The organism is Paraburkholderia megapolitana, assembly GCF_007556815.1.
Lineage (GTDB): Bacteria > Pseudomonadota > Gammaproteobacteria > Burkholderiales > Burkholderiaceae > Paraburkholderia > Paraburkholderia megapolitana.
Genome location: NZ_CP041743.1, coordinates 1,718,985 through 1,732,827, shown reverse-complemented (window position 1 = coordinate 1,732,827; position 13,843 = coordinate 1,718,985). Strand labels below are relative to the sequence as shown.

Annotated in this window: 17 protein-coding genes; 13 read left to right on the top strand and 4 right to left on the bottom strand. The window is 60.3% G+C overall.

Features of this window, described 5'->3' with window-relative positions; translation table 11 throughout:
• The first annotated feature begins 295 nt into the window (after positions 1-295).
• The 4 genes from FNZ07_RS07385 to FNZ07_RS07370 are packed head-to-tail and all read left to right on the top strand — an operon-like array spanning position 296 to position 2,708.
• Positions 296-601, top strand: coding sequence for a putative quinol monooxygenase (locus tag FNZ07_RS07385; protein ID WP_091015011.1), 306 nt, complete (start codon positions 296-298; stop codon positions 599-601).
• A gap of 52 nt (positions 602-653) precedes the next feature.
• Positions 654-1,268, top strand: a complete 615-nt coding sequence (locus tag FNZ07_RS07380) for a hypothetical protein (RefSeq protein ID WP_091015848.1) — start codon at positions 654-656, stop codon at positions 1,266-1,268.
• Positions 1,269-1,320: 52 nt separating this feature from the next.
• A complete protein-coding gene (locus FNZ07_RS07375; protein WP_091015009.1) occupies positions 1,321-1,914 on the top strand; it encodes a cytochrome b/b6 domain-containing protein in 594 nt (197 codons plus the stop codon).
• Between the two features lie 2 nt (positions 1,915-1,916).
• A complete protein-coding gene (locus FNZ07_RS07370) occupies positions 1,917-2,708 on the top strand; it encodes a molybdopterin-dependent oxidoreductase (protein ID WP_091015007.1) in 792 nt (263 codons plus the stop codon).
• Positions 2,709-2,728: 20 nt separating this feature from the next.
• Here the strand turns inward: FNZ07_RS07370 and FNZ07_RS07365 are convergent, their stop codons facing one another.
• The 3 genes from FNZ07_RS07365 to FNZ07_RS07355 all read right to left on the bottom strand — a co-directional run bounded on the left by FNZ07_RS07365 (position 2,729) and on the right by FNZ07_RS07355 (position 4,657).
• The gene (locus FNZ07_RS07365; protein WP_091015004.1) at positions 2,729-3,688 is read right to left on the bottom strand and encodes a GlxA family transcriptional regulator; all 960 of its coding nucleotides are present in this window, start codon (positions 3,686-3,688) and stop codon (positions 2,729-2,731) included.
• A gap of 169 nt (positions 3,689-3,857) precedes the next feature.
• Complete coding sequence (locus FNZ07_RS07360; protein WP_091015001.1) at positions 3,858-4,163, bottom strand: putative quinol monooxygenase; 306 nt, start codon at positions 4,161-4,163, stop codon at positions 3,858-3,860.
• Between the two features lie 197 nt (positions 4,164-4,360).
• A complete protein-coding gene (locus tag FNZ07_RS07355; protein ID WP_091014999.1) occupies positions 4,361-4,657 on the bottom strand; it encodes a DUF4148 domain-containing protein in 297 nt (98 codons plus the stop codon).
• A gap of 405 nt (positions 4,658-5,062) precedes the next feature.
• Here FNZ07_RS07355 and FNZ07_RS07350 point away from each other — a divergent pair, with 405 nt between their 5' ends.
• A complete protein-coding gene (locus FNZ07_RS07350) occupies positions 5,063-5,773 on the top strand; it encodes an SDR family NAD(P)-dependent oxidoreductase (protein WP_091014997.1) in 711 nt (236 codons plus the stop codon).
• A gap of 66 nt (positions 5,774-5,839) precedes the next feature.
• Here the strand turns inward: FNZ07_RS07350 and FNZ07_RS07345 are convergent, their stop codons facing one another.
• A complete protein-coding gene (locus FNZ07_RS07345; RefSeq protein ID WP_091014995.1) occupies positions 5,840-6,793 on the bottom strand; it encodes a LysR family transcriptional regulator in 954 nt (317 codons plus the stop codon).
• Between the two features lie 147 nt (positions 6,794-6,940).
• Here FNZ07_RS07345 and FNZ07_RS07340 point away from each other — a divergent pair, with 147 nt between their 5' ends.
• From FNZ07_RS07340 to FNZ07_RS07305, 8 genes are all read left to right on the top strand, one after another.
• A complete protein-coding gene (locus tag FNZ07_RS07340; RefSeq protein WP_091014992.1) occupies positions 6,941-8,227 on the top strand; it encodes an MFS transporter in 1,287 nt (428 codons plus the stop codon).
• Between the two features lie 88 nt (positions 8,228-8,315).
• Positions 8,316-9,848 carry a M81 family metallopeptidase gene (locus FNZ07_RS07335; protein ID WP_091014989.1) on the top strand — a complete coding sequence of 511 codons (1,533 nt, stop codon included), beginning with the start codon at positions 8,316-8,318 and terminating at the stop codon, positions 9,846-9,848.
• Positions 9,849-9,888: 40 nt separating this feature from the next.
• Positions 9,889-10,938, top strand: a complete 1,050-nt coding sequence (locus FNZ07_RS07330; RefSeq protein WP_091014986.1) for an alpha/beta fold hydrolase — start codon at positions 9,889-9,891, stop codon at positions 10,936-10,938.
• A gap of 84 nt (positions 10,939-11,022) precedes the next feature.
• On the top strand, positions 11,023-12,036 hold the full coding sequence (locus FNZ07_RS07325; protein ID WP_091014984.1) for a D-cysteine desulfhydrase family protein: 1,014 nt from the start codon (positions 11,023-11,025) through the stop codon (positions 12,034-12,036).
• A 102-nt stretch (positions 12,037-12,138) separates the two neighbouring features.
• A complete protein-coding gene (locus FNZ07_RS07320; RefSeq protein WP_091014982.1) occupies positions 12,139-12,507 on the top strand; it encodes a hypothetical protein in 369 nt (122 codons plus the stop codon).
• A 186-nt stretch (positions 12,508-12,693) separates the two neighbouring features.
• A complete protein-coding gene (locus tag FNZ07_RS07315; protein ID WP_091014980.1) occupies positions 12,694-12,933 on the top strand; it encodes a hypothetical protein in 240 nt (79 codons plus the stop codon).
• 70 nt (positions 12,934-13,003) lie between these two features.
• A complete protein-coding gene (locus tag FNZ07_RS07310) occupies positions 13,004-13,264 on the top strand; it encodes a DUF2933 domain-containing protein (RefSeq protein ID WP_091014978.1) in 261 nt (86 codons plus the stop codon).
• 115 nt (positions 13,265-13,379) lie between these two features.
• Positions 13,380-13,745, top strand: a complete 366-nt coding sequence (locus FNZ07_RS07305) for a hypothetical protein (RefSeq protein ID WP_091014976.1) — start codon at positions 13,380-13,382, stop codon at positions 13,743-13,745.
• The last annotated feature ends 98 nt before the right edge of the window (positions 13,746-13,843 follow it).

Below are 13,843 nucleotides of genomic sequence, written 5' to 3'. Positions count from 1 at the left end.
GATGCTGAATCTAGGCGTATTCATCCGCCTCGCAAACACCCGTCATGGATCAACTATTTTGCGCATGAGGAACAAGTCGAACGTCCGCATGCTGGTTCTCGCAACACTAATCGTGTGCAAGCCAGGCCGCTCAAGCCTTCCGCCATGTCCGCGCCTTACAACTCTCAAAGCACTGTCCGGTCGCGTGGCGGTTTTGATATCAAAACTGTCAATTGAGACTGTATTCCCTCTTGCACGCTCTTTGTACACTCCGCTTCACCGCATGAACCTGTCACGCGAACATTGGAGAACAAAGATGATCAGCAAAGCGTTATTTGTCCGTCTTGAAGCTAAACCGGGAAAAGAGCAGGCGGTAGAAGACTTTCTTACCGCCGGCCTTGAAATGACCAATCGGGAAGCGACTACGCCAATCTGGTTCGCTCTCAAGCTGTCGCCGACCACGTTTGGTGTGTTCGACGCGTTTGCAAACGATGAACACCGCCAGGCTCATCTGCACGGCAGCATGGCCAATGTGCTGATGTCGCGCGCCGCCGAGATGCTGGCAAGCCCGCCTTCGATCGAATCAATTGATGTGCTGGGCATGAAGAATCAGTTGCCCTGACCCGCCTGCGTGGCGTCCCGATTCAATCGCATTCATATAGATGGAGTTACTCGTGTCGATTCAATTGAAACTAGGTGTCCTGTTCGCTGCTGTTGCATTTTCGAGCGCATCTTTTGCGCAAGCACCCGACGCCAAACCGGAACGGATTCGCGGCGACATCGTGTCGTTCACAGGCGAAACGCTAACCGTGCACCGCAATAGCGGCGATACCGTGTCCGTCGATGTCAAACCGGACGTCGGCGTCTCGGCCCTTAAGCCAGCCAAGCTGGCCGACGCCAAGGTCGGTACGTACGTGGGAACGCCGGCGATCACCGGCCCCGACGGAAAACTGACCGCTACGTCGATGATCGTTTTTCCCGATGCAGCACGTGGCACAGCAGAAGGTCACTTCGCTTACGACTTCGGTCCGAGCAGCACGATGACGAATGCAAACGTCGTGTCGGTTGTGACGGGCACGAGCGGTCGCGAACTGCATCTGTCGTACAAGGGCGGCAACAGCACTGTGACCGTGCCGGCAAATGTGCCGGTCGTCACTCCCGTACCGGCAGCCAGAACGGATCTGACGGCAGGCAAGAAGGTGTTCCTCGTGGTGACACCGGGTACGAGCGGCGTGTACGACGCACACGTGCTGTTTGTCGAAAAGGATGGCGTGGCACCGGCGTTCTAAAGCATGAGGCCGGCCCGCTGGGGCCGGCCTCTTTAAAGACCACGAGATCGCTTTGAGCCACGTAACGATTCAACCCGCCTGGGTCCGCATCACACACTGGATTAACGCAGTCGCGGTCGTCCTGATGGTGCTGAGCGGCTGGCAGGTCTACGATGCCTCGCCGATCTTTCCGTTGTTCCGGTTCCCTGCCGTCATCACGCTCGGTGGATGGCTCGGCGGCGCGCTGCTCTGGCACTTCGCCGTGATGTGGCTGCTGATCGCCAACTTCCTCGTCTACCTCGGATTGAATCTCGCTTCCGGGCGTCTGCGCCGCAAACTGCTGCCTGTCAGCCCCAAGGCGCTTGTCACCGATCTCGTCGCCGCGCTGCGCGGCACGCTCGGGCATGAAGATCTCTCGCGCTACAACGCGGTACAGAAGTTCGCCTACCTGGCGGTTATCGTCGATATCGTGGTCGTGATCCTGTCGGGGCTGGCGATCTGGAAGTCGGTGCAGTTCCCACTGCTGCGTACGCTGATGGGCGGGTACGACAACGCGCGCATCGTGCATTTCTGCGCCATGAGCGTGCTGGTGGCGTTCTTTTTCGTGCACGTCGTCATGGTTGCGCTCGTGCCGCGCTCGCTACTTCTGATGATCCGCGGACGTTGATCATGAGTTTTCGAAAAGACCCCGGCAAATCCAGCGCGTTTCTCTCGACGCATGCCGAATCCATCATCAAGGACGCACGCAACGAACTGAAGAGTCCCGCACGCCGGCTGCTCGGTAAACGGATTCTCACGCTCGGCGGCATTGCAATGCTATCGGGCTGCGATCTGACCAACGACAAATCTGTGAACACCATGCTGCGCAAAATGTCGTTCTTCAACGACGACGTGCAGGCGTTGTTGTTCAACCCGAACGAGATGGCGCCGACATATCCGGAGTCGATGATCACGCGGCCGTTTCCGTTCAACGCGTTTTACGGCATCGACGATGTGCCCGAAGTCGATGCTGCGACTTACCGGCTTCAGGTGAACGGGCTCGTACGCGGCAAACGGGTCTGGACGCTTGACGAACTGCGCACCATGCCACAGGAAGACCGGATCACGCGTCATATCTGCATCGAAGGATGGAGTGCGATCGGCCGGTGGGGCGGCGTGCGTTTTTCCCGCTTCCTGAAGCAGGCCGGCGCCGATACCACGGCGAAGTACGTGTCGTTTCATTGCGCGGACAACTACTGGACCAGTATCGACATGCCCACTGCGCTGCACGCACAGACACTGCTTACGCTGACCTACGACGACCAGGTGTTGCCGCCGAAGTATGGCTTCCCGATGAAGCTGCGCATGCCAACCAAGCTCGGTTATAAGAACCCAAAGCACATCGTGGCGATCGGCGTGACGAACGAATACCCCGGTGGTTACTGGGAGAACCAGGGGTATAACTGGTTTGGCGGTTCTTGAGCCGAGTCAGGCTCCACGGCTCAAGCCCCGCGCAACTCGCGCACACCCTTCCCCGTCCGTCGCCTTAGCAAGGTTCGCAACGTGCTGCCGTCCGCATAGCCGACCTGCTCGGCAATACGATCGACCGTGAGTCTCGTTGTCTTGAGTAGATGCACGGCGCGCTCGATTCGCAGATCCTGGATGTACTCAACCGGCGTTTTACCTAGCACTGCGTTCAGACGTCGCGTCAATGTCCGCGTGCTGGTCCCCAAACCATCGGCGACAACATCGAGCACGAGCGTCGCGTCGAGGTGTTCGCGCACCCAACGATCGAACTGTTCGACGAGCGGGTCGGAATGGGAGAGATGATCGGAAATCGCATAGACCGATTGCGACATCCGGGTATCGAATACGAGGTACCTGGCCACGAGCGATGCAAGCTCAGGACTATTGTTGCGGATCAACCAGAGCCCAAGATCGAGATGGCTCAACGCCGCGCCCGCCGTCACCGCGGCACCGCTCGGCACGACGATGCGATGTACGTCCAGATTCACATGCGGATAGCGCTGCCGGAACAGCGGCGAGAGCCACCAGGTGGTCGTGGCCTCGCCACCGTCGAGCAAACCGCTTTCCGCGAGCACGAAGGTTCCCGTGCAGGCCGCCGCAACGCGCGCGCCGCCGGCACGCCACGAACGCAACGCGCCGAGTGCATCGATCACATCGTTGCGCTCAAGTGTGGGCACCAGTACGTCGGCCGTCATACGGTTGAGCGCCGGTACGACGATCCAGTCCGGCGCAGGCGCGTGCGTTACATCGTGAACCGGCACCTGCATTCCAAGCGCGGTACGTACCTCGGGGCGCATGCCCGTCACGGTAATGTCGAAACCCGCGGTGGTGACGCCAGTCGCGTTCGCAAGATTGTTGGCCATCGTCAGGCTGTCGAGTACGGTGGTCAGCCCCGTATCGAACACACCTTCGAGCGCGAGGACATAAATTCGCATGGTGATTGGGTATCCAGCCTATCGATGGCGAAACGCGGGGCGCGCTTCTCGCCAGGAATGCGTGCATGCCTTCCTTTTGACCTTCGGTCGAAAACACCGAACGAAAGCATCGCCGCTCATGCAGCATACCCTCGTTTAACGGCGACTCGAACGACCGACGTTTCGCCGTTCACGCCAGTTGATTCTTCATCCCAAGAACGTCGATTGACTCAATCGATGGAGGACGTGCCAGCAACTCTTCGGCGTGCGCCATCAGTGCGGCGGCGATAGGTCCGTTCAGATGTGCCTGTCGATCTGCTTCGTTTGCGAAGACATCGAAGATGCCGAACGTCGTCGGCGACAACCTTAGCGCGAACCAGATCGGCGTGGTCGTCTCCTGCCCTGCCATTTCAAGGCCGGCGTCAAGAAAGTTTGCGACTGCCTGCTCCTTACCCGGTTTGGCTTCAAGCCGGACAAAAAACGCTTTGCTGATCATCTTCGTTCTCCAGTGCAGTGTCCGCGCGAGGGGCTCATGCGGTGAGTCACACTGTACAAACAGAGCGCGTTGACGAGTACCGTCGCGATCGACAATTTTCGTATCGATCCGGCCAGTCACGATTCAAGCCGCGTGCGGGAAAATGAAAAAGCCACAAAGCCGAAGCTCTGTGGCTCGACAAGAAACTCGCCTGATGCCTAGCGGGTGTACATCGCGTTCCAGTCGGAAGCGGACACCCTGCTACCGGACTGCGAAGTAGCACTCGACGCACCACCATAAGCGGTGGAACCACGTTGCGCAGACAGCTTTGCTTCGGCTGCCTGAATGGCGCTCGGATACTGAGTCTGATCGCCATCGCCGACGTGATAGCCGACGCTTTCAAGCTGAACGAGTTCGTTGCGAACCTGAGTACGCGTTGCCGCATCTTGTGCATAGGTCACTGCGGGAACAGCGAAAACAGCCGCGATGATTGCTGAGCGAAGGATCGTCTTCATGATAAATCTCCAGTCGGTGATTGAGGGCTTGCTCCAGACAGGTTGTTCGAAGCAGTGACTGAACTCTAGGCTCCAACGATCCATCGATTAACCATAGGCAGTGAAACTCAATGTCCTCCGACACCGATCTAATCGGTTTTTTGCCGCCTGATCCGCGCATTTAATCGAGTACGAATGCGTGCGCAAAACGCGCTCAACAAACGCCTCGCTCCATACCTGGCGGGGCTCGGCGCGCTCAGTCGCACGGCACCGCGCGGCGCACCACGCATTCATTTGTTCCTCGGGATCAATACTGTTTCGCCTCGGTGGGTGTGCGCAGACGGTGCTAATCAGCCTAAATTGCATCCATCGGCGAAGTGAGCCCGATCAGCACAACCTCGATTCACTTATTCCAGGAGCAACATCATGAGCAATTCGCAGAAAGTCGCCATCGTTACAGGCGCATCGCAAGGTATCGGTGCAGAACTGGTCAAAGCATTTCGCGAGCGCGGTTATCGCGTCGTGGCGACAGCGCGCTCGGTGCAGCCGTCGAACGATCCGAATGTCGTCACGGTGGCAGGCGACATTGGTGACCGCAACGTTGCAAAGCGCGTGATCGACGAAGCAGTTACACGCTTCGGTCGGGTCGACACGCTCGTCAACAACGCAGGCGTTTTCATCGCCAAGCCCTTCACGCAATACACCGAAGAAGATTACGCCGCCGTTCTTAGCGTGAACCTGAACGGCTTCTTCCACATCACGCAGCTGGCGATTGCCGAGATGGAGAAGCACAACAGCGGGCACGTCGTGCAGATCTCGACCAGTCTCACCGATCACGCTATCAATGGCGTGCCTTCAGTACTCGCCTCCCTCACGAAGGGCGGTCTCAACTCGGCAACGAAGTCGCTTGCAATCGAATACGCGAAGACCGGTATTCGTGCGAACGCCGTGTCGCCGGGCATTATCAAGTCACCGATGCATGCACCGGAAACGCATGCGGCACTCGGTAGCCTGCATCCGATGGGTCACATGGGCGAGATGAGCGATATCGTCAATGCCGTGCTTTATCTGGACTCGGCACCGTTTGTCACCGGCGAGATTCTTCACGTCGACGGCGGTCAGAGCGCGGGACACTGATTCTGTTTTAGTACGTGCGGCCGATGAATCGTGGCGACTACGGCAACCGCCAGGTTGCCGCGCGGTTCATGCCGCCGTGCCGCGTGACCGCCGGCGCGGCTTGCGCACCGGCGGCGTGAACATCGACATTCTGTGCAAGATCCAGTTGAGCAATTCCTGCGGGGCCGCGGCGAGCGGCCTGCCGGCCTTCACCAGCACCCTCGCCTTGACGCCGCGAAACAGCGGGTGGTCGATCGGAACGACGACCAGTTCGCCGGCCGCAATCTCACGGTAAGCGGCGAATTCTCCGATCAAGGTCACGAAGTTCTCCGCTGCGACGAAGCGCTTGAGCGCGGTCAATGAACTGGTGGTCAGCGTTGCGCGAATGTCGATATTCTCCGCAAGCGCGAGCATCTTTACGGCTTGTCCGATACCGAACGTGGCTGGCATCAACGCGAGCGGCCACGCGAGCAAATCTTCGATCCGCGCGGGACCGCCGCGGCGCGCGAGCGGATGATCGCGCCGCACCAGCAGCACGACCGGTTGCGCCGAACTTGCCCGGTATTCGATCCGCGGATGCGGTGGCGGATTGTACGCAAGCCCGATATGCGCGCGGCTTTCGGCGACTTCGTTCAGCACGTCGTCGACGGACAGAATGTCGAGACCGATATCGAGCCGTGGATAGTGCGCGCAGAACGGCGTCAACACCTCGTCGACGAACATGTCGACATAGCCTTCGCTGACCGCGAGCTGAATCTGCCCTTGCTGCAACCCCTGCATCGCGTGCAGTTGTTCCTCGAATTTCTCCTGCTGCGCCCGGTAGCCGCGCCAGAACTCGAGCAGGTGCGCGGCCGCTTCCGTCGGCTTGACGCCGCGCGCCTCACGCTCGAACAGCGTCACCCCCAGTTCCTCTTCGAGCAGTTTGATCTGCCGCGTGATCACCGAAGGCGACGTGTTCAGGCGATCCGCTGCGCCACGAATCGTGCCGTGCGCGAGAACCTCGTGGAAGTACCGCAAACGCTGATGATTAAGCTCGCGCATGGTGCTGCTCCGTTGAATGCCGGGTTTCCGATGTGTTGCTCATAAAGCAACGATATGTGAACTTTGTTGCTCTTGCTAGTCCGATTTTGCCTGGACACCATGGAGGCACATCAAAAGGCGCTGCCGCGCCGAGCCCCGGAGACGGACATGTCGACGATTCAGACCTTGAGCGAAGCGCCCAGTGTGCCGGCGCTATACAACCGGCTCAACTGGCGGCTTCTGCCGTTCCTGCTCGGCTGCTACATGTTTGCCTATCTCGACCGGGTCAACGTCGGTTTCGCCAAGCTGCAGATGCAAAGCGAACTCGGTTTCTCGGATGCTGCATACGGCGTCGGTGCCGGCATCTTCTTTCTCGGCTACATCCTGTTCGAGTTGCCGAGCAACCTGCTGCTGCCGCGCGTCGGCGCGCGCAAAACCTTTAGCCGCATTCTCGTGCTGTGGGGCATCACGTCGGCTTGCATGCTGTTCGTGCGCAGCGTGCCGACGTTTTACGCCATGCGCTTTCTGCTCGGTGTATTCGAAGCGGGCTTCGCGCCCGGCATGATCTATTACCTGTCGTGCTGGTACGGACCGAATCGTATGGCGCGTGCGGTCGCAATCGTGTTCGTCGCGGGGCCGATAGGCGGCATCGTCGGCGGGCCGCTATCGGCGTGGTTGATGACGACGCTGTCCGGCGTCGGTGGTCTGGCCGGCTGGCAGTGGATGTTTCTCGTCGAAGGGCTGCCGTGCATCGTGCTCGGCATATTGACGTTGATGCTGCTGTCGGACCGGCCTGCCGATGCGAAGTGGCTCAGCACAGACGAAAAGCAGTTGATCGAGCGCGAACTCGGACCGGTCGCCATGCACGGCCATTCGTTCGGCGCCGTCGCACGCGACCCGCGTGTCTATCTTCTTGCACTCGCCTACTTCTGCATCATTTTTCCGATCTACGCACTGAGCTTCTGGCTGCCGACGCTGATCCGCGAACAAGGCGTCACCGACACGATCCGTCTCGGCTGGTACAGCGCGATTCCGTACGTAGCGGCGGCACTGGGCATGTACGTGGTGGGGCGCCGCTCGGACCGGCTCGGCGAGCGCCGCTATCACTGCTCGGTGCCAGCCTGCGCCGGTGCAATCCTGCTAGCCGCGTTCACGTTGTACAGCGGCAACCTCGTCATCTCGCTCGCACTGCTGACGCTCGCTACCGCGGCAATGTGGATGGCCTACACGGTGTTCTGGGCGATTCCACCGGAATACATCAAGGGCCCGGCCGCGGCCGGTGGAATCGCGCTGATCAACACGATCGGACTGTCCGGCGGTTTCTGGGGACCCGCGATGATCGGCTGGACCAGAACGGCGACCGGCAGCATGCATACGGGTCTGTTCGTGATGGCCGGCATCGCGTTGCTCGCCGCCGTGCTGATCCTCGCGAACCGAAAACTCACACGCATATGACCACCACCTCATCGTGCTTTCCGGCCGTTCCCGCACGACACGACGGAAAGCATCTTGCTCTTGCCTCGCATAGAAGGATTTCCAGACCATGAAGATACTGATTGCCGGTTTCCAGCATGAAACCAACACCTTCGCACCGACCCAGGCGTCCTATCAAAGTTTCATTCAGGGCGAGGGCTTTCCTGCTCTTGCACGCGGCGCGGACGTGCTGACGCTGCGCGACGTCAACGTGCCGATCGGCGGCTTCATCCGTCATGCCGAAACCGCGGGACATGCGCTGATCCCCGTGATCTGGGCAGGCGCGAGCGCATCGGCTCACGTCACGCGCGACGCCTACGAACGGATCGCCGGCGAGATCGTCGATGCGGTGCGCGCGGGCGGCTTCGACGCGATCTACCTCGATCTGCACGGCGCGATGGTCGCCGAGCATCTCGACGACGGAGAGGGCGAACTGCTCGAACGAGTGCGCGAGATTGTCGGCGACCGTATGCCGGTTGTCGTTTCGCTGGATCTGCATGCGAACGTAACCGAACGCATGCTGCAACTCGCCGATGCGCTCGTCGCGTACCGCACGTATCCGCACGTCGATATGGCAGAAACCGGCAAACGTGCTGCGGAGATTCTCGATCGAATCACACGCGACACCCGGCCGCTCGCGTGCGTCGCGCGTCGCGTGCCGTTTCTGATTCCGGTGAACGGCATGTGCACACTCGTCGAACCCGCGCGCGGACTGTATGACCGGCTCGATGCGCTCGAGCGCGATACGGTTGTGTCGCTGTCGTTCGCACCGGGCTTCCCGGCTGCCGATTTCCCCGAGTGCGGACCGGTGCTGTGGGGCTACGGGTTCGAGACCGAGGCGTTGAGCGTTGCCGTCGATGCGCTCTACAGCCGGATGCTGGCCGAAGAAGCGCAGTGGGAAGTACCGTTCCTCACACCCGACGAAGCGGTGCTCGAAGCAATGCGCCGTAGCGAACACGCGGACAAACCGGTGATCATCGCCGACACGCAGGACAACCCTGGCGTGGGCGGCGACTCGAACACGATGGGCATGGTGCGCGCTCTGCTGCACAACGGTGCGACCGGTGCGGCCGTCGGCGTGATCTGGGATGCGGATGCGGCACAGGCCGCGCATCGTGCGGGCGTCGGCGCTCGTATCGAACTCGCGCTTGCGGGTCGCTCCGGTGTGCCGGGCGATGCGCCGCTCGAAGGTGTGTTCGAGGTCGAGCATCTGTCGGACGGACACTTTCGCTTCGATGGTCCGATGCTGAACGGCATGCCCGGCGATCTCGGCCCGGTGGCGTGCCTGCGCATCGATGGTGTGCGCATTGCTGTGAGCAGCGTGAAGATGCAGGTGTTCGACCGCAACCTGTTTCGCGTCGCCGGCATCGAGCCCGAGCACATGAAGATCCTCGTCAACAAAAGCTCCGTGCATTTCCGCGCGGACTTCGAGGCGATCGCCGATTCGATTCTCGTTGCAAAGGCACCGGGCCCGATGGCCGCCGACCCCACCGATTTACCGTGGCAACACCTCGATCCGCAGATCCGCGTGCGTCCGATGGGCCCGTCATTCGCCGCGTTGCGCGACGCGCGTTCGGCAGGCGCCTCTGCCGATTCCCATTGATCGATTGAACTTCAACACATCTTGAACTGGAGAAACGCATATGTCTGACTCAATCAACACACGTCGCCGCCTTTTCCTCGGCACAGCCGCAGTCGGTATCGGCACGATGGACCTGAGCTTCGCCGGTCTTGCGCGTGCGCAGTCGTCATCCAGCGCGTCTGCGCCGGGTACGCGCACGACGCCATCGAGCGCATCGTTCGACGATCTGCGGCAGATCGATGCCGGTCTGCTTAACGTCGGCTATGCCGACCTCGGGCCGGCTAACGGCCCGGTGGTGATCCTGTTGCACGGCTGGCCCTACGACATCCACAGCTTCGTGGATGTCGCACCGCTACTCGCTTCCGCGGGGTATCGCGTAATCGTGCCGTACCTCCGCGGCTATGGCACGACGCGACTTCGCTCTGCCAGCACGGTGCGCAACGGTCAGCAGGCCGTCGTTGCCGTCGATGTCATCGCGTTGATGGATGCGCTGAAAATCGACAAGGCCGTGTTCGGCGCCTTCGACTGGGGCGCGCGTACCGCCGACATCATCGCTGCGTTGTGGCCCGAACGCTGCAAGGGACTGGTGTCGGTGAGCGGCTATCTGATCGGCAGCCAGGAAGCGAACCGTGCGCCACTTCCGCCGAAAGCAGAATTCGCGTGGTGGTACCAGTTCTATTTCGCAACCGAACGCGGCCAGCTCGGCTACGAGGCGAACCGCCACGATTTCAACAAGCTGATCTGGCAACTTGCGTCGCCGAAATGGAACTTCGACGATGCGACTTACGAACGTTCCGCGGAATCGTTCAAGAACCCGGATCATGTTGCGATCGTGATTCACAACTATCGCTGGCGTTTAGGGCTCGCGCAGGGCGAGCCGCAATACGATGCGCTGGAAAAGCGTCTCGCTGCCAGTCCGGTTATCGGTGTGCCGACGATCACCCTCGAAGGCGATGCGAACGGCGCACCGCATCCGGACCCGGCGTCCTACGCGAAGAAGTTCGTCGGCAAGTATGCGCATCGCACGATCACCGGCGGGATCGGACATAACCTGCCGCAGGAAGCGCCGAAGGCGTTTGCCGATGCAGTGCTCGATGTTGCGAAGCTTTGACGCGTAGACGCGTTCCGGCGCTAACCCGACGGGCGCGGTAAGCTTCACGTGGACGTACGATCACACCACCCAGGAGGTAATGAAATGGCATCGCGAGCACCGGACCTTTCCCGGTTTCCTAAAGCACAATTGCGCGACGGACCTTCACCGATTGTGGCGCTACCGAGATTGAGCCGGCACCTGGGTGGCGCCGACATCTATGTCAAGCGCGAGGACGTCGATGGTCTGGGCGGTGGAGGCAACAAGTTACGCAAGCTCGAGTTCCTGATCGGCGAAGCGCAGGCAATGGGAGCGGATACGGTCATCACGGTAGGTGGCCGCCAGTCGAATCATGCCCGCCTGACCGCAGCGGTGGCCGCGCGCGTTGGCATGAAATGCGAACTGGTGCTCTCGAGGCTCGTTCCGATCGACGACGATGACTACGTCGAAAATGGCAATGTCGTGCTCGACCGCCTGTTTGGCGCGGTCATTCACGACATTCCAGGAAACGTTAGCGCATTGCAGGTTGCAGAAGAGCGCGCTGCGACGTTACGCAGCCAGGGACGCAAGGTTTATGTGTGTCCGCTAGGCGGATCGAGTCCGGTGGGTTGTCTGGGCTACGTCTCCTGTGCACTCGAGCTTCTCGATCAGTCGCGTGAAAGCGGTATTGAGTTCGACCATATCGTTGTTCCGAATGGCAGTGGCGGTACGCAGGCCGGACTTGTCGCCGGCTTGATCGCTTCTGGTGTGCCGCCGACGAAAGTAGTCGGTTATACGGTTCTGGCGCCGCTCGAGAAAGCCTTTGCGACCACTTGCGAAAAAATCGGGCAAACGCTTGCCTTGATCGATTCCAGTCTCACGTTCTCTACTAGCGATGTCGTTCTGCATGGTGAGCAGCTTGGAAGCGGCTACGGACTACCCACCGATTCGATGCGTCGCGCGGTGAATCTTCTGGCCAGCCAGGAAGGTCTTCTGCTGGACCCGGTATATAGCGGCAAGGCGTTCGCGGGTTTGATCCAGAGCGTTGAAAGCGGCCGGTTCGGCGCGGGGCAAAAAGTGCTGTTTCTCATGAGTGGCGGGACGCCATCGCTGTTTGCCTATCGCTCGACGTTTGCCTGACTGTGGGCCTACAACCCGAACCAGATCTTTTTCGCTAAAAACCTTGACCTTCCCCCACTGGGAAGGTCCACCATCCAGCAATCCCGCTCCCAACCCGAAGCCGTGAATTTCCTGACCAAACTGATTGCCTGCTTTCTGATCGCCTGGTTGCCGATACTCGGCTACCCGGCACAGGCACCGGCTTGCTCGGGAATGTCGACCGCGATGTCGCCATCGTCATCGCACGAATACCAGTCGATGACCGGCAGCGAGCACGACCACAAACACGGCAGCGCGGCGCCGTGCGTCAAGCTGGACACGGTCTGCCAGACCGGCATGAACGACCTGTATTGCGGCGTGCCAGGCGTCCTCCCCTCATCCCATCGAACGATCGCGGCAACAACTTCATTGCCCGAGTATCGGCGTGTGAATCACACCCTCGACGCGCAGTTCGTTCCCGAACCGCCGCAACGTCCACCGCAAAGCGCATAACGCCCCCGTTGCAAATCGCTTGCAGATCGATCTGCGGACGACGCTCGCGCTCGTCGCGACGATCTGTTGGCTGGAAAGCGCACGACACTTTTGCCGTCCAATCCATGTGGTTGAAGACGCAAGCTCGTCCGCGCATTCCTGATCCGACCATACAACTCGCATCACCTCCCCTTTCCGGAGTTCACCATGAACATCAAACAACTGACGATGTCCCTCGTGCTGGTATCGATCACTGGTTTTGCCGGCGTAGCCATGGCCGCTGGTGGAGCACGCGGCGGAGCGTATCCGAACGCGTCTGTTGCCACACAAGGTACCGCTCAGGCGACAGGATCCGCTGCGAATGGCCAGATGAGCATGGCCGCCTGTCCGATGATGACCAACGGCACTTGCCCGATGATGAGCCCACATCCCGGCAGCAAAAGCTAACGCCTAACCTCGCTAATCCATGTTTCACTGATGCCACGGGATCGCTGTGATCCTGTGGCTGGAGCCTGCCATGAAATGCAACATGAAATTCCTGCTGAAGATCGCCGGCGCGCTAGCGGCAGTTGTCGCGCTCGCATACTGGGCGCTGCCTGGATATCACGCGGAGATCCTGGCTTTGATGCCGCTCTCCGTGGTGGTGTTGTGTCCGCTGTCGATGATGATGATGATGTGGGCCATGCAGCGCCACGATGAGTCGGCGAATCCTGCGCTGCCACCGCCCGCTGCCAGCCCGACGTTGGCCCAGGAGCCAGGCCGGACAAACCAGCGGTAAGCAACCGGAACGGCGTGGACCCTGTTATGAGTTCACCCAGGACCTCGTCCACGTCGTTTCATCCAGTGCAAATGCAGTCAAATCCGTTTCAAATAGCTACGCTATACTTCGTGCGATGAAATTCCTGCGGACACTTCTCGTTTTGCTGCTCTGCGCGGTGCTGCCCTTAAGCGGGCTGGCAGCGAGCGGCACGATTGGTGCGTGTCCAATGGAATCCACGATGTCTACCGACACCGCCGCCATGTCCAGCGACATGCCCGGTTGCGATTCGATGAGTCCCGCAACGAGCGAACACGACAAGTCGAAAGTATCGCTGTGCAAGGTCAGTGCGCAGTGTCAGATGGGCAGCCTCTATCACCCCGTTTCTTCTCCCACTGTGACGAGGCCCGCCGGGTCGTTTGTCCCTGTCAGCTTCCACTACACCCAGTCGCTCTCCATCCGCGAGCCGGATGGCCTCTGGCGTCCACCGCAGTCTCTCTAACTCCATCGTTCTGGTTTGCCGCTCTCGCGCGGTGATGTCGTCCTGTTTCGGGACATGAGTTCGTGTGTCCGCTCGCGCGGCCCACGCAGCTCGACCAT